Source organism: Proteus sp. G2609 (genome assembly GCF_963896135.1).
Taxonomy (GTDB): domain Bacteria; phylum Pseudomonadota; class Gammaproteobacteria; order Enterobacterales; family Enterobacteriaceae; genus Proteus; species Proteus mirabilis.
Map to the genome: position 1 here is coordinate 1 of NZ_CAWQNB010000044.1, position 22956 is coordinate 22956.

Here is a 22956-nt window from a genome sequence, read left to right on the forward strand (position 1 = left end):
CTCACGCTCTTGCTGACCATTGGGTCTTAACTGAAATTTAAAGGCTTGTAGACGTTTCATATTGCCTATTATACTTTGGTCTATGAAAAATAAAACTAATATTTGCCTTGACAGACATTGTGTACTCCTGATGCACGTCCACTTGGTCTTTGTCACAAAATACCGGCGAAAAATATTTGATCAGGATGCAATTGAAAAATTGCGAGGCTACTTTGCCAGTGTTTGTGCTGATTTTGATGTTGAACTGGTTGAAATAGATGGGGAACGGGATCACGTTCATTTACTGATTAATTACCCGCCAAAACTGGCGATATCTAATCTGGTTAACAGCCTTAAAGGGGTATCGAGTCGATTACTTCGACGTGATCGTCCTGATATTGCCCAACGTGATTACTACAAGGGGGTTCTTTGGTCGCCGAGTTATTTCGCGGGGAGTTGTGGTGGCGCACCAATATCCATTATCTGCCAGTATATTGAGCAACAGGAAACACCTAATTAGTTAAAAAACCGCGCCTTATATCCCCGACCTGAAGGACGGGGTTTTACGGTGCTTTGGATAAAAGCGTATTTATTTTTCGTTATGTGGCTTTTTCTTTTTATTTTCAGTTACTTTAGTATCAATACCTAAGAAGGTTAAACGATAGATCGCTCGCCAAACGATATGTATTGCAGGTGGGATCATACAAAGCACCCCTAAAACAACCAAGGTCAATTGCCCTGTATAGGTTGTTAACCATTCCGGTGAAGTCATATATTGATTAATATATAAGTAAGCGATAACCAATAGCACAATACCAATTAGTTCAATAATAATAATTGGCTTTGGCATATCTGATAGTGTTTTCATATCCCGTTTAGAGGGCTTTTCCATGTTGTCTCCGTTCATCACCTTGCACTAGTCCTATATCATGATTCAGCAAATTGATATAATTTATTACACTAAAAGGCAATAACTGTTTTTGTTTATTCGAATAAAAAGGCATAGTATTCACAAATAAAGACTATTATGCCTGAATTTATTTCCTCAATAAGGAGTGTCGTATGTTTGTTGTAATTTTTGGTCGTCCTGGTTGCCCATATTGTGTCCGAGCTAAACAACTTGCTGAAACCTTGTCTGAAAAACGTGATGACTTTGATTTCCGCTATGTGGATATTCAAGCTGAAGGTATTACCAAAGCAGACTTATCAAAAACTGTCGGTAAACCAGTTGAAACTGTGCCACAAATTTTTATTGATGAAAAACACATTGGTGGCTGCACAGATTTTGAAGCTTATGCGAAAGAGCATTTAGGCATCTATAACTAATTTTTAAAACGCTAAAATACTTTATTTATCAATGTATTTTAGCGTTTTCATTCTTTTTTACCTACTACTTTCTCCGTTGTTTTTTCCCTTTTCAGACCACTTACTAAAAATATTTCTAATTTTTTTCATTTATTGGCGAACTTTCTTTTTAACTCGTAGTCTGAATTAGTGCCACTGCTTTTCTTTGATGTCCCCAAATATTGAGGAGCCCGATAGTTTCAACCCCTTTTGGTGAAATAACTGTCGGGTTTTTTATTGCCTAAAATTCAGTAACACTCTCCTTGTAATGTCACCACAATACGTCGACGCCCACCGTGATTTCTATGTTCACCTAAATAAATCCCCTGCCATGTACCTAAATTTAATTCCCCTTGGCAAATAGGCACCGACACACTCTGACCAAGTAAACTACTTTTAAGATGGGCTGGCATATCATCACTGCCTTCATAAGTGTGAAGATAATAAGCTTCATGCTCTTTCACACAGCGATTAAAGAAACTTTCAAAATCACTGCGTACAGTCGGATCGGCGTTTTCATTAATGGTTAATGACGCAGAAGTATGTTGAATAAAAAAATGAGCAATACCTATTTTGTATTGTCTGAGTTCGGGTAATTCTTGCAACAGTGCCTGTGTGATTAAATGAAATCCTCTCGGTTTTGCTTGAAGTAAAATCTCTTTTTGAAACCACATTGATTAATACCTTTAAACATATGGGTGATAAATAGAAAAAGTGTAGTAACTCAAGGGTAAAGTGTTTTTTTAGTTAATTCAGTCAGTCAGCGAAAAAAAACTGACAATTCTTGAAAAAAAGCACAATTAAATAAGAAAATTACTCTTTACCCTGCGCACAGCCTCATTTAACCTTGTGGGATTGACTGATTATGTACCATAAACATTGCCTATCAGCACGATATATATGGAGCTTACTTTGCTGGAACAACTCAATTTAGCCGTATTTTCATTGATGAATGCAACCCCTTCGGCCTCCCCTTTAGAGATTAATGTCGCGATCTTTATTGCTAAATACTTGGTTTACTTGTTCCCTCTGTCTTTAGCTTTCTATTGGCTATGGGGAAATGAAAAGCATATTGATCAGCAAAGGACTTTAGCTTGTAAGGCTGCGGTCGCTCTGATTATTGCCCTCTCTATCTCTTGGTTTATCGGTATGATAGCTCCCCATGATCGCCCTTTTGCTGCCAATATCGGTTATAACTTCCTTGATCATGAAGCAACACCTTCCTTCCCTAGTAATCATGGTACTTTCGTGTTTACTATCGCACTGGCTTATCTTTTTTGGCATAACAGTAAACGCATTGGCATGCTGATGCTTATTTTAGGTCTTGCGATTGCTTGGGCTCGTATTTATCTTGGCGTCCATTGGCCAATAGATATGGTTGGTGCATTTATTGTTGCTCTCCTCTCTTGTGCATTAAGCCAAATACTTTGGTCACAAGGCGGGAAAAAGTTACAAAAAGCTATCCACCAGCTCTATCAACTCTGCTTTGCATATCCTATTCGCAAAGGTTGGACAAAAGCTTAATCCTATTAGGATAAGAAACAACCGCAAAAGACCACAGTATTAATGTGGTCTTTTTTATTGTCTTTTTCTGCTATTTAATATAAATAAATAAAGATTTTATATATTAATATATGAATAAAAATATTCTCTATTATTATATTTTTTGTCCAAAAAATAATTTCGTTGTTATTTTAATCAAAATGAAGTTTTTATATTCACTAGAAATAAAATATTTTATGATTTTATTAACAGGAATATTGTACCAAATATAAACAATATTTCTGTTATTGATAAAATAATGAGATAACTATTTTATCAAACAGTAGAAGACCATTAATAAATAATCATATTTTTTTATTTCTATAGGCTTTTAAGTGATTTTTTAGCCAAGTCACAAAATTTATTTTTTATATATAAATCAATGATTTATAAAGTTAAAATAATGTTTTAAATGTAAATAAAAATAACCTCATTGATTTAAATCATCTATTTTATAAAAAATAGAAAGCAGGAAAAATAATCATTAACATATGAATATTTCTATATTTAATTTTATTCTAAAAAATAAACAATTTTGGAAAACCATTTCAAAATGTTTATAAACAGCACACAAAAAGCACAAAGTATAAAAAATGTTACATTTAGCGATTTTTTAGTTATATTTAGCATTTGAGATGGTGATCACGGTAGTTTATCCTGAAAAACACTATATTCTGCCCATCTAAAGTCTAGATATAAACTTATTGAATATTTTTTCAAATTTTAGAAGATTTTTATTCTTTTAAAATCTAGCTTTTTTAGTATGTGGTAATTGAAGATATTGAGATAACACCAGGCACTCAATGCGCTCATTTATTCATAATAAAATTTATGCAGTGATTGCTTTGTAAAAAGGCAATGACTCACTTTATTTTTCATTATTTTTTTACCGCGTTATTTCGGAGAGTATTATGGATACAACCAAAGCTGGTTCTATCGCACAGGGTAATACCCAAAGTGATTACAAAACATGGCGTAAGTCAGACACAGTATGGATGCTCGGTTTGTATGGTACAGCTATCGGTGCTGGCGTTCTGTTTTTACCTATCAATGCCGGGATTGGTGGCTTAATTCCTCTGTTGATTATGTTAGTACTTGCTTTTCCTATGACCTTTTTTGCACACCGTGGTATGTGTCGCTTTGTGCTATCAGGTAAAAATCCAGGTGAAGATATTACTGAAGTGGTTGAAGAACACTTTGGTAAAACGGCAGGTGTATTAATCACTCTGCTCTATTTCTTTGCTATTTATCCTATCTTGTTGGTTTACAGTGTCGCTATCACTAATACGGTAGAAAGCTTTATTGTTCACCAAATGCATATGACAGCACCACCTCGTGCGATTTTATCACTGGTACTGATTGTCGGTATTATGTGTATCATTCGCTTTGGTGAACAAGCTATTGTTAAAGCAATGAGTGTCTTAGTATTCCCATTCGTTGCCATCTTGATGGTACTTGCTTTATACCTCATTCCTGAATGGAATGGTGCTATTCTTGATACGCTCTCTTTTGATCACGCATCAACTTCTGGTATGAGCCAAGGCTTGTTAGTAACCTTATGGTTAGCTATCCCTGTGATGGTGTTCTCTTTTAACCACTCACCTATCATCTCTGCTTTTGCTGTGGCAAAACGCGAAGAGTACGGTGACAATGCAGAGAAAAAATGTTCACGCATCTTAGCTTATGCTCATATTATGATGGTGATCACTGTTATGTTCTTCGTGTTTAGCTGCGTATTTAGCTTAACACCAGAAAATTTAGCTGAAGCAAAAGAGCAAAACATCAGTATTCTCTCTTATCTTGCTAACCACTTTGAAGCACCCGTTATCGCTTACATTGCACCTTTCATTGCCTTTGTTGCGATTACTAAATCTTTCTTAGGTCACTATTTAGGGGCTCGTGAAGGTTTCAATGGCTTAATTATCAAAGGGATGCGCGGAATTGGTAAGAATGTCGAAAAAGATCGTTTAAACAAAATCACAGCTCTGTTTATGTTGGTTACAACGTGGATCGTTGCAACATTAAACCCAAGTATCCTTGGTATGATTGAAACACTGGGTGGCCCAATCATCGCAATGTTACTGTTCTTAATGCCTATGTATGCTATCCGTAAAGTACCAGCGATGAAAAAATATCAAGGCCATATTAGCAACGTATTTGTTGTTATCATGGGTCTGATTGCAATCTCAGCGGTTTTCTACACCTTAGGTAATACTTTCATTAATTATTTCTTTAACTAATAAGTTTATCGATGGCTACTTTCTAAAATGAAAGTAGCCATATCGCTACAGTCTACAAAACAGTTTTCATTCTAATAACACACAGTGCGCCTTTAAATTAGGGAGGCGAATATTATGGTTAGCGTTTTTGATATTTTTAAAATCGGTATTGGACCTTCAAGCTCACACACGGTAGGCCCAATGAAAGCAGGTAAAGAATTTGTCGATTTACTTGCTGAGAAAAACCTTCTCTCCTCTGTTTCCCGCGTAGTCGTTGATGTGTATGGCTCTTTATCTCTAACAGGTAAAGGTCACGCAACAGATATCGCGATTATTATGGGATTAGCCGGTAATTTACCTGATACGGTTGATATTGACGCTATCGCACCTTTTATTAAACAAGTCGAAAATACCGGACGTTTGATGTTAGCTAATGGTGCTCAAGAGGTTGATTTCCCCGCGGTTGGAGGCATGAATTTTCATAAAAGTAATTTACCTCTTCATGAAAATGGTATGACTATCAGCGCCTATAATGGCGAACAACTTCTGTTGAAAAAAACCTATTACTCCATTGGTGGCGGCTTTATTGTTGATGAAGAGCATTTTGGTCAACCCGAAGAGAATAAAGTTGAAGTACCTTATCCTTATCAATATGCTGCTGATTTACGACGTCACTGTAAGGAAACCGGTCTCTCTCTTTCTGCACTGGTAATGCAAAATGAACTTGCATTACGCAGCAAAGAAGAGATCTCAGCCCATTTTGCTGCCGTTTGGGAGGTAATGAAATCAGGTATCGAGCGCGGTGTTAATACCGAAGGCTTATTACCGGGACCATTACGTGTTCCTCGTCGCGCGTCTGCATTACGTCGTATGTTAGTGACTGAAGATAAAACCACCACCGATCCTATGACAGTGGTTGATTGGATCAATATGTTTGCATTAGCCGTAAACGAAGAAAATGCCGCCGGTGGACGTGTTGTAACAGCACCCACTAATGGCGCATGCGGTATTATTCCTGCCGTACTCTCCTATTACGATAAATTTATTCGCCCAGTCAACGAAAACTCTTATACACGCTTTTTCTTAGTAGCCGGTGTTATTGGGTCGCTGTACAAAATGAATGCCTCTATTTCCGGTGCTGAAGTGGGTTGTCAAGGTGAAGTCGGTGTAGCCTGCTCAATGGCTGCAGGGGCTTTAACTGAACTGCTAGGGGGTAGTCCTGAGCAAGTCTGTATTGCGGCTGAAATCGCGATGGAGCATAACTTAGGTCTCACTTGTGATCCGGTTGCAGGACAAGTACAGGTGCCTTGTATCGAGCGTAACGCTATTGCTGCCGTACAAGCGGTAAACTCAGCACGGATGGCGCTTCGTCGTGTCAGTGATCCACGTATCTGTTTAGATAAAGTCATCGAGACCATGTATGAAACAGGTAAAGATATTAATTCTAAATATCGTGAAACATCGCAAGGTGGCTTAGCCATTAAAGTCTCTTGCGATTAATTTAACACTTTGACATGATTGTTACCCATAAACCAATGCCAGCTTTTGCTGGCATTATTTATTTTTGCTCCCTCGTCCTATATCTCTTCAATCACATCATAATAATTTTATATTTTTTATTACAATGGCAGTATCATGTGACACCGAGCATATCTTCTAAAGTCCAATATCTATAAACCTATAAATCTATTGGTCATATTTATATTATTAGCTAAAGTTGATTAATTAGAGGGTTATTCGCTCAATAAGTAGCAACAGAGCGACACATTTTTTCTTGATCTGTTGAATCGATAGCATTGATGCATTATCACTCATGTAGCTCTACACGGGATAAAAAGAGAACCAAAATGAAATCAGATATTGAAATTTCCCATCAAGCACCGCTTTTACCCATCCAAGATATTGCTAAAAAAATAAATGTAGACCAAGACGATATTGAATTTTATGGCAAATACAAAGCCAAGTTTAGCCAGAGTATTTGGTCAAAAATCACCTCAAAAAAACAGGGTAAATTGGTGCTTGTCACTTCCATTAATCCCACACCAGCAGGTGAAGGTAAAACCACCGTTACGGTAGGATTAGGACAAGCCCTTAATCAATTAGGCAAAAGTGCCATTATTGCATTACGCGAACCCTCCTTAGGCCCTTGTTTTGGTCTAAAAGGAGGAGCGGCTGGCGGTGGATATTCACAAGTTGTACCGATGGAAGATCTCAATCTTCATTTTACCGGTGATTTTCATGCTATCACCTCTGCAAATAATTTATTAGCAGCGATGTTAGATAACTCGCTTTATCAAGGTAATCCCCTTAACATTAATCCTAAAAAGATTATTTTTAAGCGCTGTATGGATATGAATGATCGCGCACTACGTCATTTAGTGATTGGATTAGGTGGCGACAAAGATGGGGTGGTTAGAGAAGATAGCTTTGTTATCACCGTTGCTAGCGAAATTATGTCTATCCTTTGTTTAGCAAAAGATATTAATGATTTAAAACAGCGCTTAGCACGTATCATCGTTGCATATAATTATGAAGGCGAGCCTGTTAGTGCTGAAGATCTCAACGCTGTCGGCGCTATGGCAACCTTACTTAAAGATGCCCTTAATCCTAATTTAGTACAAACGTTAGAAAATACCCCCGCGATTATTCATGGTGGCCCTTTTGCCAACATTGCCCATGGCTGTAATAGCCTAAGAGCGACTAAACTTGCTCTTCAACTGGCTGATATCACCGTAACAGAAGCGGGATTTGGTGCTGATCTAGGTGCGGAAAAATTCTTTGATATCAAATGTCGCATAGGCGACTTACAACCAGACTGTGCAGTTTTAGTCGTTACCACTAAGGCATTAAAATATAATGGTGGCTTAGGCAAAACACAGTGGGATCACGAAAATCTCACCGCTTTGGCAACGGGGATCGAAAATCTAGGTAAGCATATTGAAAATCTGAAAAAATATGGTGTTCCTGTTATTGTTACAGTAAATGCTTATGTGACAGACTCTGCTAAAGAGCATGAATTTATCGCCCAATATTGCCAGCAAAGAGGATGTCGTTTTGCCATTAGTCAAGTATGGGAGAAAGGTGGCGCGGGTGGTATTGAATTAGCCAATCAGGTTATTGATACACTAGAAAATGATGCACCACAGTTTCAATTACTCTACCCTGATAATATGCCTTTAAAGCAAAAGATAGAGACCATTGCTCAAGAAATTTATGGTGCAAAAGGGGTGACTTACAATGCTAACGCCCAAGAGATGCTAACAAAAATCGAGGATATGGGCTTTGGCCATTTCCCTATTTGTATGGCAAAAACGCAATATTCTCTATCAGATGATCCCGCATTACTTGGTCGCCCGACTGATTTTACCATTAATATCCGGGAAGTGTATGTCAGTGCTGGTGCAGGCTTTGTTGTTGCATTAACGGGCACAATAAATACGATGCCAGGATTACCTAAAAAACCGGCAGCAATGGCGATGGACGTTGATGATCATGGGGCAATAAAAGGACTGTTCTAAAACACTTAAAACCTGCTCAATAAAGAATGCCAGTTAATACTGGCATTCTTATTTTAAATGGGTGAGTTTTTCAGTAATTATGAGCTTAATTAACCAAAAAGCGCATTAAACCAACCAGAGACTGTTTTAACCACAAAGTCCCAGATACGACTAAAGAAACCCCCTTCTTCAACCGCTTCTTTTACCACTAATGGGCGCTGCTCAATCACTTCATCGTTTAGTAAGAAATTCACTGTTCCTACGACTTGATTTTGTGTTAATGGTGCTTCTAATTCGGGGTTAGTCAATGTAAAAGAGGCTTTTAAGTTCTTTAGCTCTCCTTTAGGAATGGTGATTGATGCATCTTTAGCAACACCTAAAGCCACTTCACCTTTATCGCCATACCATACTTTTTGCGTAGTCAGGGGCACGTTCTCTTTTACAGGTGTCACGGTTTCAAAAAAGCGGAAACCCCAGCCGAGTAATCTTTCACTTTCAGCAAAACGCACTTTATCTGATGGCGCCCCTAAAACCACTGCAATCAGACGCATATTTCCTTCGGTTGCCGAAGAGACAAGGTTATAGCCAGCCCCATTGGTATGCCCGGTTTTTACACCGTCGACATTCATATTTTTATTCCACAATAGACGGTTACGATTTGGCTGGCGAATATTGTTGAAGGTAAATTCTTTTTCTTTATGAATATCATATTCTGAAGGTACATCGCGGATCATGGCAGCTGTTAATAACGCCATATCTTGTGCTGTGGTGTACTGCCCTTCAGAATCTAGACCATGTACTGTTTTAAAGTGAGTGTTTTTTAAACCTAAATTCGCGGCATAGGTATTCATAAGATCAACAAAGGTTTCTTGGCTACCGGCAACATGTTCTGCCAACGCAATACTGGCATCATTACCAGATTGGATCACCATACCTCGATTTAAGTCGATCACTTTAACTCGATCGCCTGGTTTTAAAAACATCAAGGATGAGCCCTTTAAAACAGGATTACCCGTCGCCCAAGCATTGCGCCCAACAATAACAATATCATCGGGCGACATACGTCCCTCTTTTATCGCTTGTCCTACCACATAACTACTCATTATTTTGGTTAGACTGGCAGGATCTAGGCGCTCTTCAGGCTTCTCTGAAGCAAGTATTTTTCCACTGTTATAATCCATTAATACGTAAGATTTAGCCTCAATTTGAGGCGGCACAGGATTATTCACCGCAAAAGTAGGACTAGAAATAATTAGCAGTAAACCCATTCCCGCGGTAACCTTAGCCAATACGGATGGAAGATTTGTTTTCATTACCGATCACCCTTTTATATCAATTTGTTAAAGCTTTCCTACTATAGGGCTTTATGGAATAAGACGCCAACATTGATAGATAAAGATTTATCTTATATTCATATTTAACGCCCTACAGAGGGAATTTTTGTTACTTATCGTGGTTTAGGAGACCTTTATGTTAAAAGTCTGGGGTAGAAAAAACTCATCGAACGTTAAAAAAGTCCTGTGGTGTTTAAAAGAGCTTCAAGCTCCTTACGAACAAATTGATGTCGGAGGCCCTTTTGGTGGACTTCATGAGGCCAACTATTTAGCACTCAATCCCAATGCATCTATTCCTACCTTACAAGATGATGATTTTGCCTTATGGGAGTCAAATACCATAATTCGTTATTTATGTACCAAATATGAAAATTATCATCTCTACCCAACCGATGTAAAGCAACGCGCAAACGTTGAAAAATGGATGGATTGGTCAAATGGTAGCCTTTTTTCTCCAATCCAACAAATGATGATAAATCTTGTTCGCACACCAAAAGAGCAGCAAGATCCACAGCTTGTACAGAGCCTAAAAGCGAAATTAAACCAACTGATCAAAATTGCCGATGATCAACTGGCTAAAACAGCTTATTTTGCCGGTGACTATTTTTCATTAGCTGATATCGCTATTGCTCCTTTGGTATACCCATGGCTAGAGGTTTGCCAAGAAGGTGCAAATTATCCACATCTACAACGCTGGTTTGCACAATTAAGTGAAAATCAGATCTTCCGTGATGTCGTTTTACTGCCGGTAAATTAACTCATTGGCATTTTGTCGGGATCAGGATAGTGATAATGAAATCCGAGATCTCGGCAAATCTCCTGACCGTCGATCTCTCGTGCTGGCGGTTTATCTTCTAGAGCAAATTCAGGGGGAGTAAGATCTAACTGTGCAGCAACACGGCTGTAAAAATCTTTCTTTTTAGGATGAATAGGCGCGCATAAATTATATAAACGGCCTCCTTCATTTTGAGCAAGCAGTTGCTCTATCGCAAAAATAACATCGTCTAAATGCACTAAATTGACACTCTGATGTGCACCTTTGACCTGTTTTTTACCGGATAAAAAGCGTCCTGCATGACGACCAGGCCCAACTAACCCCGCCAAACGTAAAATATCGACGGTCGTGAGTGGTAAGCGATGTAACCAATTTTCAACTTCCGCTATCATCTTAGCGGATTGCGTTTCTGGCCTAATATCAACTTCTTCTGTAATAACACCACTTTGATTGCCATATACTGAAGTAGAGCTAATATAAATCACTCTTGTCACATGCCGAGACATGGCGCTATCCACTAATGTTTGTATCCCTTCAACATAATCATATCCTCCCCCCGCCGCACTAGGGGGTAATGTAATAATCAGTACATCAGTTTCCATTAAGTAATCAAAATCATCTCTATCACACTCAATAGCCGGTGTTAAATTCATTAGACAACAATCAACACCACTCATTCGTGCTGCTTCTACACCATCTTCTGTGGTTTTTGTTCCTTTTACTTGATACCCCGCTTCACGCAAGGCATTGGCAAGTGGTAATCCTAACCAACCTAATCCGACTATCGTGATCCGTTTCATTTTCTACCCCTACTTTCATGGCTTATTTAAATTATGTAACAAAACTTAATTTTATCCATTACTGATAAAAACTGCTTAAGCGTTATATATATTTAGCCTGCTTTAATATACTGGCGCACTTACTCGGTTAAGTAAAGAAAAGAAATATTAAAATTCTCTAAAAAACATAAGGTTACAATTTATTTAAATTATTATTAAAAAATAGGTTGCTTTTTACTTTATAAATCAGGTAGGTTGAAAGGCAGACAAATTCTAAATACTGGTTAATTATTTATAACGGGTATTTTTATTCGCTAGGAAAACATTATGTATAGCATTCAATTAAACCACCATCATCACCATCATCCTGACTAGTCTTTCAGGCGATGAGTGCTGGAAGACGTTTAGGTAACGCTTCCGGTGGTCTGAGTGCAGACAATAAAATAAAAACCCCGGAAGGCAACTTCCGGGGTTTTTTTATAGCTAAATTTCATAACAAGAATACGGACAAAGATAGGGTAACATTATGTTAGATAAAGCAAGATTACGAATTGCCATGCAAAAATCAGGTCGTTTAAGTGATGATTCACGAGCACTTTTAGCGCGTTGTGGCATTAAAATAAACTTAAACCAACAACGCCTTATCGCTTATGCGGAAAATATGCCTATCGATATTTTACGTGTCAGAGATGATGATATCCCCGGTTTAGTGATGGACGGAGTGGTTGATTTAGGCATTATTGGTGAAAACGTATTAGAAGAAGAATTACTAAAACGCCGAGCACAAGGAGAAAATCCAAGTTATATCACACTACGTCGTCTTGATTTTGGTGCTTGCCGTTTATCTCTTGCTGCACCGGTTGATTTTGATTATCAAGGGGTTGAGTGCCTCAATAATACCCGTATTGCCACCTCTTACCCTAATCTATTAAAACGTTATTTAGACCAAAAAGGGATCACCTTTAAATCTTGCTTATTAAATGGCTCCGTTGAAGTCGCACCTCGAGCCGGTCTGGCTGATTCTATTTGTGATTTAGTTTCTACTGGCGCCACATTAGAAGCCAATGGATTAAAAGAAGTAGAAGTTATTTATCGTTCTAAAGCTTGTTTAATTCAACGTGACGGTGAAATGGACGCAACAAAACAAGCCCTTATCGATCGCTTAATGACGCGTATTCAAGGAGTTATTCAAGCGCGCGAATCAAAATACATTATGTTACACGCGCCAAGTGATTGCCTTGAAGATGTTATCGCCCTATTACCGGGTGCTGAGCGCCCCACCATCCTTCCTTTAGCGGGTGATCAAAATCGAGTAGCAATGCACATGGTCAGCAGTGAAACCCTCTTTTGGGAAACGATGGAAAAACTAAAAGCATTAGGGGCAAGTTCAATTCTTGTTTTACCAATTGAAAAAATGATGGAATAAGGTGAGATGATGAAAACGGCGTTTAATACATTAAATTTCTGGGATAAATGCACCCAACAGCAACAACAACAGCTACTCACTCGCCCAGCGATATCCGCATCAGCGCCTATTACAGAGCAAGTTGCTACGATTATTTCTCAGGTACGCAACGATGGGGATAAAGCCCTTAAGGCACTGAGTCAAAAATATGATAAAGCGGCTCCCGATAGCGTATTGGTGACAAAAACACAGATTGACGCGGCTTGTGCAAGGCTCAATAACGAAATCAAACAAGCAATAGCGCAAGCCATGAGCAATATACGCCGTTTTCATGAAGCGCAAATTCCTAAAACCATTGAGGTAGAAACGCAACCCGGTGTATTTTGCCAACAAGTCAGTCGCCCTATTGATGCCGTAGGACTTTATATTCCCGGTGGATCAGCGCCTTTACTCTCAACAGTGATGATGTTGGGGCTACCGGCCCGTATTGCTGGTTGTCGCAAAATAATTTTATGCTCTCCGCCACCGATTGCTGATGAAATTTTGTATATTGCGCAACAAATTGGTATTGATGAAATATTCCAAGTCGGTGGTGCTCAAGCCATTGCTGCGATGGCTTTTGGTACAGAGTCTATCCCAAAGGTAGATAAAATTTTCGGCCCGGGAAATGCCTATGTGACAGAAGCAAAACGCCAAGTCAGCCAATCGCTACAAGGTGCGGCTATTGATATGCCAGCTGGCCCTTCGGAAGTATTAGTGATTGCTGATGCCGATGCTGATCCTGCCTTTATTGCCGCTGATTTACTATCACAAGCAGAGCACGGTCCTGACTCACAAGTGGTGCTATTAACCCCAGATGAAGCCCTTGCCAAAGCGGTCATTAGCGAGACGCAAGCCCAATTAACACAATTAACTCGCGCAGAAATAGCACAACAAGCCTTAGCCGAAAGTCGTGTCATTATCACCCGTGATCTCAACCAATGTATTGAAATCAGTAATCGCTATGGGCCTGAACACTTAATTATTCAGACTAATGATGCAGACTCACTTGTTGATAGCATTACTAGCGCCGGCTCAGTGTTCTTAGGGGCTTGGTCTCCTGAATCAGCGGGAGATTACGCTTCTGGCACCAATCACGTACTACCTACATACGGTTATACCGCCACCTATTCGAGTTTAGGCTTAGCCGATTTTATGAAGCGTATGACCGTACAAAAACTGACTGCTCAAGGTTTGGCTGATTTAGCCAATACCATTGAAATATTAGCGCAAGCAGAGCAATTAACTGCACATAAAAATGCCGTCACACTTCGCGTTAACGCCTTGGCTCAAGGAGATAACTAGCCATGAACACGCCCTTTGATATTACCCTATTAGCCAGAAAAAATGTTCGCCAGTTAACCCCTTATCAATCAGCGAGACGTTTAGGTGGAAATGGCTCGGTTTGGTTAAATGCCAATGAATACCCTACCGCTCCTGACTTTACGTTTAATGAAAAAAATTTAAACCGCTACCCTGAGTGTCAGCCTGTTAACGTAATTAATCGCTATGCAGCATATGCAGGCGTCCAACCTGAGCAAGTGTTAGTTAGCCGAGGTGCCGATGAAGCGATAGAACTACTGATCCGTGCTTTTTGTGAGCCCGGTAAAGATGCTGTTCTCTATTGTCCACCCACTTATGGTATGTACAGCGTCAGTGCGGAAACCTTTGGTGTAGAACAGCGTGTTGTCCCTGCTCTTGCTGATTGGGAGCCTGATGTCAAAGCCATTGCATCACAACTTGATAATGTAAAACTTATCTACCTATGCAGTCCCAATAACCCAACAGGCAATATCGTTGAGCCTTCACTGATCCGCGAAGTATTAGCATTAGCAAAAGATAAAGCCATTGTGGCTATTGACGAAGCTTATATTGAGTTTTGTCCTCAAGCATCACTAGTCGCTTGGTTAAAAGAGTATCCGAATTTAGTCATTTTGCGAACGCTCTCTAAAGCTTTTGCATTAGCGGGACTGCGTTGTGGCTTTGCACTTGCCAATTCACCTGTTATTGAATTATTACTTAAGGTGATCGCCCCTTACCCACTTTCTACCCCGGTTGCTGATATTGCGGCACAAGCATTAACTGACCAAGGTATAGAAGCGATGAAACAACGGGTAACGGAAATTGTACGCAATAGAACATATTTAGCGGATGCACTAAAAAATTTACCCAATGTTGAACAGGTTTATTGTAGTGAAACCAACTATATTTTAGTGAAATTCACTGATGCTGATTGTGTTTTCCGCAGTTTATGGGAGCAAGGGATTATTTTACGCGATCAACAGCGTCAATATGGGCTGGCAGGTTGTTTACGCATCTCTATCGGTACGCGTCAAGAGTGTGATAGCGTGATAACCGCTATAAAAAATAGGCAAACGGCAAACGTATAAACATCACTAATGATAACAATAAAAATCACCACTGAGGGATCTCAACCATGAGCCAGAAAATTCTTTTTATCGATCGTGATGGTACTTTGATCACTGAGCCACCAACCGATCACCAAGTTGATAGTCTCAATAAGCTTGCCTTTGAAAATGGCGTTATTCCCGCATTACTCAACTTACAACAGGCGGGCTATAAGCTTATTATGATCACCAATCAAGATGGGCTTGGTACAGACAGTTTTCCACAAGCTGACTTTGAACCCCCTCATAATCTCATGATGCAGGTTTTTTCTTCACAAGGTATTGTTTTTGATGAAGTATTAATCTGCCCTCATAAACCTGAAGACAACTGTCCTTGTCGTAAACCTGAAACAGGGTTAGTCACCCAATATCTGGTTGAAAGTGCTCTTGATAAAACCAATAGCTATGTGATTGGTGATAGACAAACCGATCTACAATTAGCTGAAAATATGGGGATCAACGGATTACGTTATAACGCCAATGAATTAAGCTGGTCAGCTATCAGTGAATTGCTGACGAAAAAAGATCGCTACTCCCACGTTGAACGTAAAACCAAAGAGACACAAATAGCCATTGATATCTGGCTTGATCGTGAAGGTGAAAGCCAAATTAGCACAGGCGTTGGTTTTTTTGATCATATGCTAGATCAAATTGCCACCCACGGTGGCTTTCGGATGAATATCAACGTACAAGGGGATTTAGTCATTGACGATCACCACACCGTTGAAGATACCGGTCTTGCACTCGGCGAAGCACTGCGAGAAGCATTAGGTAATAAACGCGGCATTGCACGTTTTGGTTTTACTTTGCCTATGGATGAGTGCCTAGCAAGTTGTGCGCTGGATATTTCTGGACGCCCTCACCTTGAATATAAAGCAGAATTTAAATATCAGCGCGTTGGTGATTTAAGCACAGAGATGATTGAGCACTTTTTCCGCTCTCTCTCTTACACTATGGGCTGCACTCTACACTTAAAATCAAAAGGCAAAAACGATCACCACAAAGCAGAAAGTCTGTTTAAAGTATTTGGTCGTACCTTACGCCAAGCTATTCGTGTTGAAGGAAATACCTTACCCAGTTCAAAAGGTGTGCTGTGATGAAAGTCGTCATTCTTGATACAGGTTGTGCTAATTTAGCCTCGGTTGCGTACGCCGTACAAAGGCTAGGTTACGATCCAATTATTTCTTATGAAAAAAATATCGTGTTATCTGCTGATAAACTGTTTCTCCCCGGGGTGGGAACAGCCAGTGCCGCTATGGAACAACTAAAAGCCCGTGAACTTATCCCTTTAATTAAGGCGTTAACCCAGCCCGTATTAGGCATTTGCTTAGGGATGCAAATTTTGGCCTCTCTGAGTGAAGAAGGTCACAATATCCCTCTATTAGGATTAGTTGACGGTAATATCAATAAACTTGATACCAAAGGATTACCCTTACCGCATATGGGTTGGGATCAGGTATTAGCAAAACCCGCTCACCCTCTATTTCGCAATATTGACAGCGACGCTTGGTTCTATTTTGTTCACAGCTATGGTTTAGGGCTCAATGACTCAACCATAGCCGAAACAGAATATGGTTCACGCTTTAGCAGTGCCATTCAGAAAGATAATTTCTATGGGGTGCAATTTCACCCTGAACGCTCAGGAAAAGCGGGTGCTCAACTGATTAAGAATTTTTTGGAGATGTAACGCGTTATGATTATTCCGGCATTAGATTTAATTGATGGCAAAGTCGTTCGTCTTCATCAAGGTGATTATAATAAACAACGTGATTATGATGATGATCCGATCCGCCGCTACCAACAATATCAACAAGACGGAGCAAAATTATTGCATCTCGTCGACTTAACTGGCGCGAAAGATCCACTTGCACGGCAGATCCCACTATTAAAACAGCTAGTTGCCTGTGTTAACGTTCCTGTGCAAGTTGGTGGTGGTATTCGTAGCGAAGAAGATGTGAAGTCACTATTAGCCGCAGGAGCAAGTCGAGTGGTGATTGGCTCTACAGCGGTGAGCCAGCCCAAATTAGTCAAAACATGGTTTGAGCGTTATGGTGCTGATGCGATTGTACTCGCCCTTGATGTTCGTATCGACGAACAAGGTAAAAAATGGGTGGCGGTAAGTGGCTGGCAAGAAAACTCCCCCTATACACTAGAAGAGATCATCGCACTTTATCAACCTGTAGGATTAAAGCATGTGTTGTGTACTGATATTTCTCGTGATGGCACCTTAGCCGGTTCTAACGTCGAACTGTATAAAGAAATTAGCCAGCGTTTCCCTGATATTTTATTCCAAGCTTCTGGCGGTATTGGTGATTTACAAGATATCGCAGCACTTCCTGGATCGGGTGTTGCGGGCATTATTGTTGGCAGAGCACTATTAGAAGGCAAATTCACATTACAAGAGGCGATATCATGTTGGCAAAACGCATAATTCCTTGTCTTGATGTTCGTGATGGACAGGTTGTTAAAGGTGTGCAATTTCGTAACCATGAAATTATTGGTGATATTGTTCCCTTAGCAGAACGCTACGCGAAAGAAGGTGCCGACGAGCTGGTCTTTTATGATATTACCGCCTCTTCTGATGGCCGAGTAGTCGATAAAAGTTGGGTATCGCGGGTAGCCGAAGTGATTGATATTCCATTTTGTGTTGCGGGTGGCATTCGCTCAGTAGAAGATGCCGGGAAAATTCTCTCTTTTGGGGCAGATAAAATCTCAATTAATTCCCCTGCACTTTCTGATCCAACACTGATTTCTCGCCTTGCCGATCGCTACGGTGTGCAGTGTGTAGTTGTGGGAATTGATACATGGTTTGATGAAAAAACTGGGGAATATCTCGTTTATCAATTTACGGGTGATGAAAAACGCACACAACAAACGCCATGGAAAACGCTCGATTGGGTACAAGAAGTACAGCAACGAGGTGCGGGGGAAATAGTGTTAAACATGATGAACCAAGATGGTGTAAGACAAGGTTATGATTTAAAACAACTCGCACTGGTACGCCAAGTCACTCAGGTTCCCATGATAGCTTCTGGCGGTGCAGGTGAAATGTCACACTTTCTGGATGCGTTTAAATTAGCCAATGTTGACGGTGCCCTTGCCGCTTCCGTATTCCATAAGCAGATCATTAATATCAACGAATTGAAACAGTATCTCGCAGAAAATGGCGTTAAGGTAAGAATATAATGAATAATACAAAACTCGCCCAATTAGATTGGCAAAAAGTCGATAACCTAATGCCTGTCATTATCCAAAATGCTATTTCTGGTGATGTCTTAATGCTTGGTTATATGGATAAAGCCGCATTAGAAATGACGCTAAACAGTGGCAAGGTCACTTTCTATTCACGAACTAAACAACGTTTATGGACAAAAGGTGAAACATCAGGCAATTTCCTTAAATTAGTGGATATTTATCCTGATTGTGATAACGATACTTTACTTATTTTAGCTCACCCAATCGGGCCTACTTGTCATAATGGGACTGAAAGTTGTTTTGCTCCGGCTCAAAGCCAATGGGGATTTCTTTATGAGCTTGAGAACTTACTGCGCGAGCGTAAAAGCGCTTCACCAGATAGCTCTTATACAGCACAACTTTATGCCAGTGGAACCAAACGTATCGCACAAAAAGTCGGAGAGGAAGGTGTTGAGACTGCTTTAGCTGCAACTGTTAATGATCGTGAAGAGTTAAAAAATGAAGCTTCTGATTTGCTCTATCATTTAATGGTGCTATTACAAGACCAATCGCTATCTCTATCTGATGTGATTGATTGCTTACAAAAGCGTCATAAAAAAGCGCAATAAAATAAGTATCAGTCATTAAACTACATGACCACTTAATACTTAATAATATAAAAAACACCTCAAATACGACATTGATATTTGAGGTGTTAATTCTTTGCTTAAATAAGATGTTAACTTATATTAACCCTCTTATTTTTAGCGATTACATTGCTTGGCGGAATATCTCGATAACATCACTTTCACTACCTTGAACAGGGTTAGTGATGGCACATGCATCTTTTAATGCATTTTCAGCTAATGTTTTGAAATCTTCTTCTTTCACGCCTAATTCTTTCAGGCCTGCTGGAATACCGACATCTTTGGCGATTTTGCGGATCTCTTCAATACAAGCTTGCGCACCCTGCTCATCATTCATTGCCGAAACATCAACACCCATAGCTTGCGCTATATCTTTTAAACGACCTGCTGCTGCTTGGATATTATAAGCTTGAACATGAGGCAGTAATACTGCATTACATACACCATGAGGTAAGTTATAAAAACCACCTAATTGGTGAGCCATGGCATGCACATAACCTAAAGAAGCATTATTAAATGCCATACCCGCTAAAAATTGTGCATAAGCCATATTTTCACGTGCTGCTGTATCACCACCGTTTTCAACGACTTTACGTAAAGACTCACTGATCATCGTCACTGCTTTTAACGCACATGCATCAGTAATAGGATTAGCGGCAGTAGAGACATAAGCTTCAACAGCATGGGTTAACGCATCCATACCCGTAGCTGCGGTTAAACCTTTTGGCATACCAATCATTAACTCTGAATCATTTACCGATAAGATTGGTGTTACATTTTTATCAACAATAGCCATTTTAATATGACGCGCAGTATCCGTGATGATACAAAAACGTGTCATTTCAGAAGCAGTACCAGCGGTTGTATTAATTGCAATCAGTGGTAATTGCGGATGCTCAGAGCGATCAACCCCTTCATAATCGGCAATCTTACCACCATTGGCAGCGACTAGTGCGATACCTTTAGCACAGTCATGAGGAGAGCCACCACCTAAAGAGATAACACAGTCACATTGATGCTCTTTTAATAAGGCTAACCCCGCTTCAACATTTTCAACGGTAGGGTTTGGCGCTGTACCATCATAAGTAACGCTAGCAATACCTGATTTCGCCAGTAATTCACTCACTTTATTTACAACACCTAATTGATTTAAAACACTATCAGTAACAATCAGTGCTTTATGAAAGCCAAAGTCTTTCATTGAGTTTATCGCGTCTGCAAGACAACCTGCGCCTAATTTGTTTACTGAAGGGATATAAAATGTTGAACTGGCCATTATTGACTTCCTTTTAGTAATTTAATCTACGTTTTAATATGTTCTATTCTTTTTATTCTTAAATTGATCATTATCAATATAATGAATAAATATTAATTTTTTTATAATATTAGAGCTCTAAAATAATATAGATAATCTAATTATCCTATTAATTCAATAGGATAATACTATTAACATATTATCATTTGTAACAAAATAATTTGATAGGCTTATCAAAATAATAAATACCAAAGAAACATATCACCGCAGAAAATTTTTTTTTAAGTCGTATAATGACCGAATAAAAATACATGCTTAATCTTAGGAGTCATTGATGTCTTTGACTATTTTCGAGCAATTAACCACATTACTCAATAACCACCACGCCCGTTATCGCGTCATGGAACACCCGACCGCGGGTCGTTCTGAGGAAGTTGCTAAAATAAGAGGTACACAATTAGGGCAAGGGGCAAAAGGTCTAGTTTGTCATGTAAAAGGCAATGGTATTAAACAACATGTACTGGCCATTTTACCTGCTGATAAACAAGCTGATCTATCAAAACTCGCTATCGCTATTGGTGGGACAAGAGCCTCTCTTGCAAGCCCGAAAGAAGTTGATGAACTAACGCAATGTGTATTTGGCGCGATCCCACCTTTTAGTTTTCATCCAGCACTAAAACTGGTTGCTGATCCGCTATTATTTGAACGTTTTGATGAATTAGCCTTTAATGCTGGAACATTAGAACGTTCGATTATTTTAAATACACAAGATTATCAGCGTATTGCTCAGCCCGAGTTAATTCATTTTATTCGCCAAGATGCTCAAGAGCATAATGATTAATAAAAGTACTATAAAATGCAGTTAAAAAGTATTTTTTAACTATAATTTTTTAACTACAAATAGTAAAAAGGTGCTGAAATTCAGCACCTCTAACACTTATAACTCACTGTTTTTAAAACTTACTCCATCCACTCAGTGTGGAATACGCCTTCTTTATCAGTACGTTTATAAGTATGCGCACCAAAATAGTCACGTTGTGCTTGAATTAAGTTTGCTGGTAACACTTGCGCACGGTAGCTATCGTAATAAGAGATAGCCGCGGAGAATGTTGGCGTAGGAATACCTGCTTGAACACCATAACAAACAACATCACGCAATGCTTGTTGATACTCATCAGCGATATTTTTAAAGTAAGGTGCTAATAATAAATTAGCGATATTCGCATCGTCATTATAGGCATCAGTGATTTTTTGTAAGAATTGAGCACGAATGATACAACCTGCACGGAAAATTTTCGCAATTTCACCGTAATTTAGATCCCAGTTATATTCATCTGATGCAGCTTTCAATTGTTGGAAGCCTTGCGCATAAGAGACAATTTTACCTAAATATAGTGCACGACGAACATTCTCGATAAAGGCTTTTTTATCACCAGTAAATGCTTTTGGTGCTGGACCTGATAATACTTTAGATGCCGCCACACGTTGATCTTTCAGTGAAGAAATATAACGTGCAAAAACAGATTCTGTAATCAACGTAACAGGAACACCTAAGTCTAAAGAGCTTTGGCTAGTCCATTTACCGGTGCCTTTATTTGCCGCTTCATCAAGAATAACATCAACAAGGTAGTTACCTTCTTCATCTTTCTTACGGAAAATATCAGCAGTAATTTCAATAAGGTAGCTACTTAATTCACCTTTATTCCACTCGGTAAAAGTGTCCGCTAACTCTTCGTTAGTTAAACCTAGTGAGTGTTTTAATACTGAATAAGCTTCTGCTATCAGTTGCATATCACCATATTCGATACCATTGTGTACCATTTTCACATAGTGACCTGCACCATCTGCACCAATATAAGTGACACAAGGCTCGCCATCTGCCACCGCGGCAATTTTCTCAAGAATAGGAGCAACTAACTCATAGGCTTCTTTTTGACCACCAGGCATAATAGAAGGTCCTTTTAATGCCCCTTCTTCACCACCAGAAACACCCGTACCAATAAAGTTAAAACCTTGAGCCGATAGCTCACGATTACGACGAATAGTATCTTTAAAGAAAGTATTTCCGCCATCAATAAGGATATCGCCCTTATCTAAATGTGGTGTCAGCGCTGCGATGGTTTTATCTGTTGCTTCACCCGCTTTAACCATTAACAAAATACGACGCGGTTTTTCTAATGAATCAACAAATTCCTTAATAGAGTAATTCGGAACCAGTTTTTTACCTGGATTTTCAGCGATCACTTCATTGGTTTTATCGCTCGAGCGGTTGTAGATAGATACAGTGTAACCACGGCTTTCAATGTTTAGCGCAAGGTTACGTCCCATCACTGCCATACCAACCACGCCGATTTGCTGTTTTGACATGAAATAACTCCCGTCTGAATATAAACCTGCCAGTCTCAATGTACTGACAATTTGTTAACCTGATCACATAGTAACTCACTCTCTCATTTGGTGGTAGTTATTGATGCAATCGATATCGCATTCCTTATGGTTGACATCCTCCACGCCCTAAAGGACGTGGATCCCTACTGCGTTCAGACTGATGTCTGAATC

Annotated in this window: 22 protein-coding genes and 1 other annotated feature; of the genes, 16 read left to right on the plus strand and 6 right to left on the minus strand. The window is 39.4% G+C overall.

Annotated elements, in window-relative coordinates; genetic code table 11:
* Nucleotides 1-82: 82 nt before the first annotated feature.
* The gene (tnpA, locus tag AACV01_RS16625) at nucleotides 83-499 is read left to right on the plus strand and encodes an IS200/IS605 family transposase (protein ID WP_161682190.1); all 417 of its coding nucleotides are present in this window, start codon (nucleotides 83-85) and stop codon (nucleotides 497-499) included.
* Between the two features lie 69 nt (nucleotides 500-568).
* On the opposite strand, the gene AACV01_RS16630 is transcribed toward tnpA, so the two are convergent.
* A complete protein-coding gene (locus tag AACV01_RS16630) occupies nucleotides 569-871 on the minus strand; it encodes a YbjC family protein (RefSeq protein ID WP_049199914.1) in 303 nt (100 codons plus the stop codon).
* 170 nt (nucleotides 872-1041) lie between these two features.
* Between AACV01_RS16630 and AACV01_RS16635 the strand changes: the two genes are divergently transcribed.
* Complete coding sequence (locus tag AACV01_RS16635; protein ID WP_004244541.1) at nucleotides 1042-1305, plus strand: GrxA family glutaredoxin; 264 nt, start codon at nucleotides 1042-1044, stop codon at nucleotides 1303-1305.
* A 266-nt stretch (nucleotides 1306-1571) separates the two neighbouring features.
* Here the strand turns inward: AACV01_RS16635 and AACV01_RS16640 are convergent, their stop codons facing one another.
* On the minus strand, nucleotides 1572-1997 hold the full coding sequence (locus tag AACV01_RS16640) for a secondary thiamine-phosphate synthase enzyme YjbQ (RefSeq protein WP_004252055.1): 426 nt from the start codon (nucleotides 1995-1997) through the stop codon (nucleotides 1572-1574).
* A gap of 238 nt (nucleotides 1998-2235) precedes the next feature.
* Here AACV01_RS16640 and ybjG point away from each other — a divergent pair, with 238 nt between their 5' ends.
* The 4 genes from ybjG (at nucleotide 2236) to AACV01_RS16660 (ending at nucleotide 8602) form a co-directional block, all read left to right on the plus strand.
* A complete protein-coding gene (gene ybjG / locus AACV01_RS16645; protein WP_041701073.1) occupies nucleotides 2236-2847 on the plus strand; it encodes an undecaprenyl-diphosphate phosphatase in 612 nt (203 codons plus the stop codon).
* A 929-nt stretch (nucleotides 2848-3776) separates the two neighbouring features.
* A complete protein-coding gene (locus AACV01_RS16650) occupies nucleotides 3777-5105 on the plus strand; it encodes an HAAAP family serine/threonine permease (RefSeq protein ID WP_004244537.1) in 1329 nt (442 codons plus the stop codon).
* 114 nt (nucleotides 5106-5219) lie between these two features.
* Entirely contained in the window at nucleotides 5220-6584 is a 1365-nt protein-coding gene (locus AACV01_RS16655; protein ID WP_004244536.1) for an L-serine ammonia-lyase, read from the plus strand.
* Nucleotides 6585-6931: 347 nt separating this feature from the next.
* Nucleotides 6932-8602: a formate--tetrahydrofolate ligase gene (locus AACV01_RS16660; protein WP_004244535.1), complete on the plus strand. Its 1671-nt coding sequence runs from the start codon at nucleotides 6932-6934 to the stop codon at nucleotides 8600-8602.
* A gap of 89 nt (nucleotides 8603-8691) precedes the next feature.
* On the opposite strand, the gene AACV01_RS16665 is transcribed toward AACV01_RS16660, so the two are convergent.
* Complete coding sequence (locus tag AACV01_RS16665; RefSeq protein WP_004247605.1) at nucleotides 8692-9894, minus strand: serine hydrolase; 1203 nt, start codon at nucleotides 9892-9894, stop codon at nucleotides 8692-8694.
* A 157-nt stretch (nucleotides 9895-10051) separates the two neighbouring features.
* Between AACV01_RS16665 and AACV01_RS16670 the strand changes: the two genes are divergently transcribed.
* Entirely contained in the window at nucleotides 10052-10672 is a 621-nt protein-coding gene (locus tag AACV01_RS16670; RefSeq protein ID WP_004244532.1) for a glutathione S-transferase family protein, read from the plus strand.
* Here the strand turns inward: AACV01_RS16670 and AACV01_RS16675 are convergent.
* Nucleotides 10669-11490 carry an SDR family oxidoreductase gene (locus AACV01_RS16675; RefSeq protein WP_004244530.1) on the minus strand — a complete coding sequence of 274 codons (822 nt, stop codon included), beginning with the start codon at nucleotides 11488-11490 and terminating at the stop codon, nucleotides 10669-10671. The two genes, AACV01_RS16670 and AACV01_RS16675, sit on opposite strands and share 4 nt — an antisense overlap.
* A 329-nt stretch (nucleotides 11491-11819) precedes the next feature.
* Nucleotides 11820-11951 (plus strand) — a sequence feature (His leader region).
* 44 nt (nucleotides 11952-11995) lie between these two features.
* On the opposite strand from AACV01_RS16675, the gene hisG reads away from it, so the two are divergent.
* From hisG to hisIE, 8 genes are read left to right on the plus strand one after another with little or no spacing between them, the layout of a single operon-like run.
* Nucleotides 11996-12895, plus strand: a complete 900-nt coding sequence (gene hisG / locus AACV01_RS16680) for an ATP phosphoribosyltransferase (protein ID WP_004244529.1) — start codon at nucleotides 11996-11998, stop codon at nucleotides 12893-12895.
* A gap of 6 nt (nucleotides 12896-12901) precedes the next feature.
* Nucleotides 12902-14218, plus strand: a complete 1317-nt coding sequence (gene hisD, locus AACV01_RS16685) for a histidinol dehydrogenase (RefSeq protein WP_004252067.1) — start codon at nucleotides 12902-12904, stop codon at nucleotides 14216-14218.
* 2 nt (nucleotides 14219-14220) lie between these two features.
* The gene (gene hisC / locus AACV01_RS16690; RefSeq protein ID WP_060554575.1) at nucleotides 14221-15303 is read left to right on the plus strand and encodes a histidinol-phosphate transaminase; all 1083 of its coding nucleotides are present in this window, start codon (nucleotides 14221-14223) and stop codon (nucleotides 15301-15303) included.
* 47 nt (nucleotides 15304-15350) lie between these two features.
* Nucleotides 15351-16418 (plus strand): bifunctional histidinol-phosphatase/imidazoleglycerol-phosphate dehydratase HisB, encoded by a 1068-nt coding sequence (gene hisB / locus AACV01_RS16695; protein WP_004252073.1) that lies wholly within the window; start codon nucleotides 15351-15353, stop codon nucleotides 16416-16418.
* Complete coding sequence (hisH, locus tag AACV01_RS16700) at nucleotides 16418-17008, plus strand: imidazole glycerol phosphate synthase subunit HisH (RefSeq protein WP_004244525.1); 591 nt, start codon at nucleotides 16418-16420, stop codon at nucleotides 17006-17008. The genes hisB and hisH overlap by 1 nt, the downstream gene beginning before the upstream one ends.
* Before the next feature lie 6 nt (nucleotides 17009-17014).
* The gene (hisA, locus tag AACV01_RS16705) at nucleotides 17015-17752 is read left to right on the plus strand and encodes a 1-(5-phosphoribosyl)-5-[(5-phosphoribosylamino)methylideneamino]imidazole-4-carboxamide isomerase (protein WP_161682192.1); all 738 of its coding nucleotides are present in this window, start codon (nucleotides 17015-17017) and stop codon (nucleotides 17750-17752) included.
* Nucleotides 17734-18507 carry an imidazole glycerol phosphate synthase subunit HisF gene (hisF, locus tag AACV01_RS16710; protein ID WP_004244523.1) on the plus strand — a complete coding sequence of 258 codons (774 nt, stop codon included), beginning with the start codon at nucleotides 17734-17736 and terminating at the stop codon, nucleotides 18505-18507. Before hisA ends, hisF begins: the two co-directional genes overlap by 19 nt.
* Nucleotides 18507-19124 (plus strand): bifunctional phosphoribosyl-AMP cyclohydrolase/phosphoribosyl-ATP diphosphatase HisIE, encoded by a 618-nt coding sequence (gene hisIE, locus AACV01_RS16715; RefSeq protein WP_012367689.1) that lies wholly within the window; start codon nucleotides 18507-18509, stop codon nucleotides 19122-19124. The genes hisF and hisIE overlap by 1 nt, the downstream gene beginning before the upstream one ends.
* Nucleotides 19125-19266: 142 nt before the next feature.
* Here hisIE and yiaY read toward each other — a convergent pair whose 3' ends face one another.
* The gene (gene yiaY / locus AACV01_RS16720) at nucleotides 19267-20418 is read right to left on the minus strand and encodes an L-threonine dehydrogenase (protein WP_004244521.1); all 1152 of its coding nucleotides are present in this window, start codon (nucleotides 20416-20418) and stop codon (nucleotides 19267-19269) included.
* A gap of 313 nt (nucleotides 20419-20731) precedes the next feature.
* On the opposite strand from yiaY, the gene AACV01_RS16725 reads away from it, so the two are divergent.
* Nucleotides 20732-21238, plus strand: a complete 507-nt coding sequence (locus tag AACV01_RS16725) for a YbaK/prolyl-tRNA synthetase associated domain-containing protein (protein WP_036894512.1) — start codon at nucleotides 20732-20734, stop codon at nucleotides 21236-21238.
* A gap of 119 nt (nucleotides 21239-21357) precedes the next feature.
* On the opposite strand, the gene gndA is transcribed toward AACV01_RS16725, so the two are convergent.
* Nucleotides 21358-22764, minus strand: a complete 1407-nt coding sequence (gndA, locus tag AACV01_RS16730) for an NADP-dependent phosphogluconate dehydrogenase (RefSeq protein WP_060554574.1) — start codon at nucleotides 22762-22764, stop codon at nucleotides 21358-21360.
* Between the last annotated feature and the right edge of the window lie 192 nt (nucleotides 22765-22956).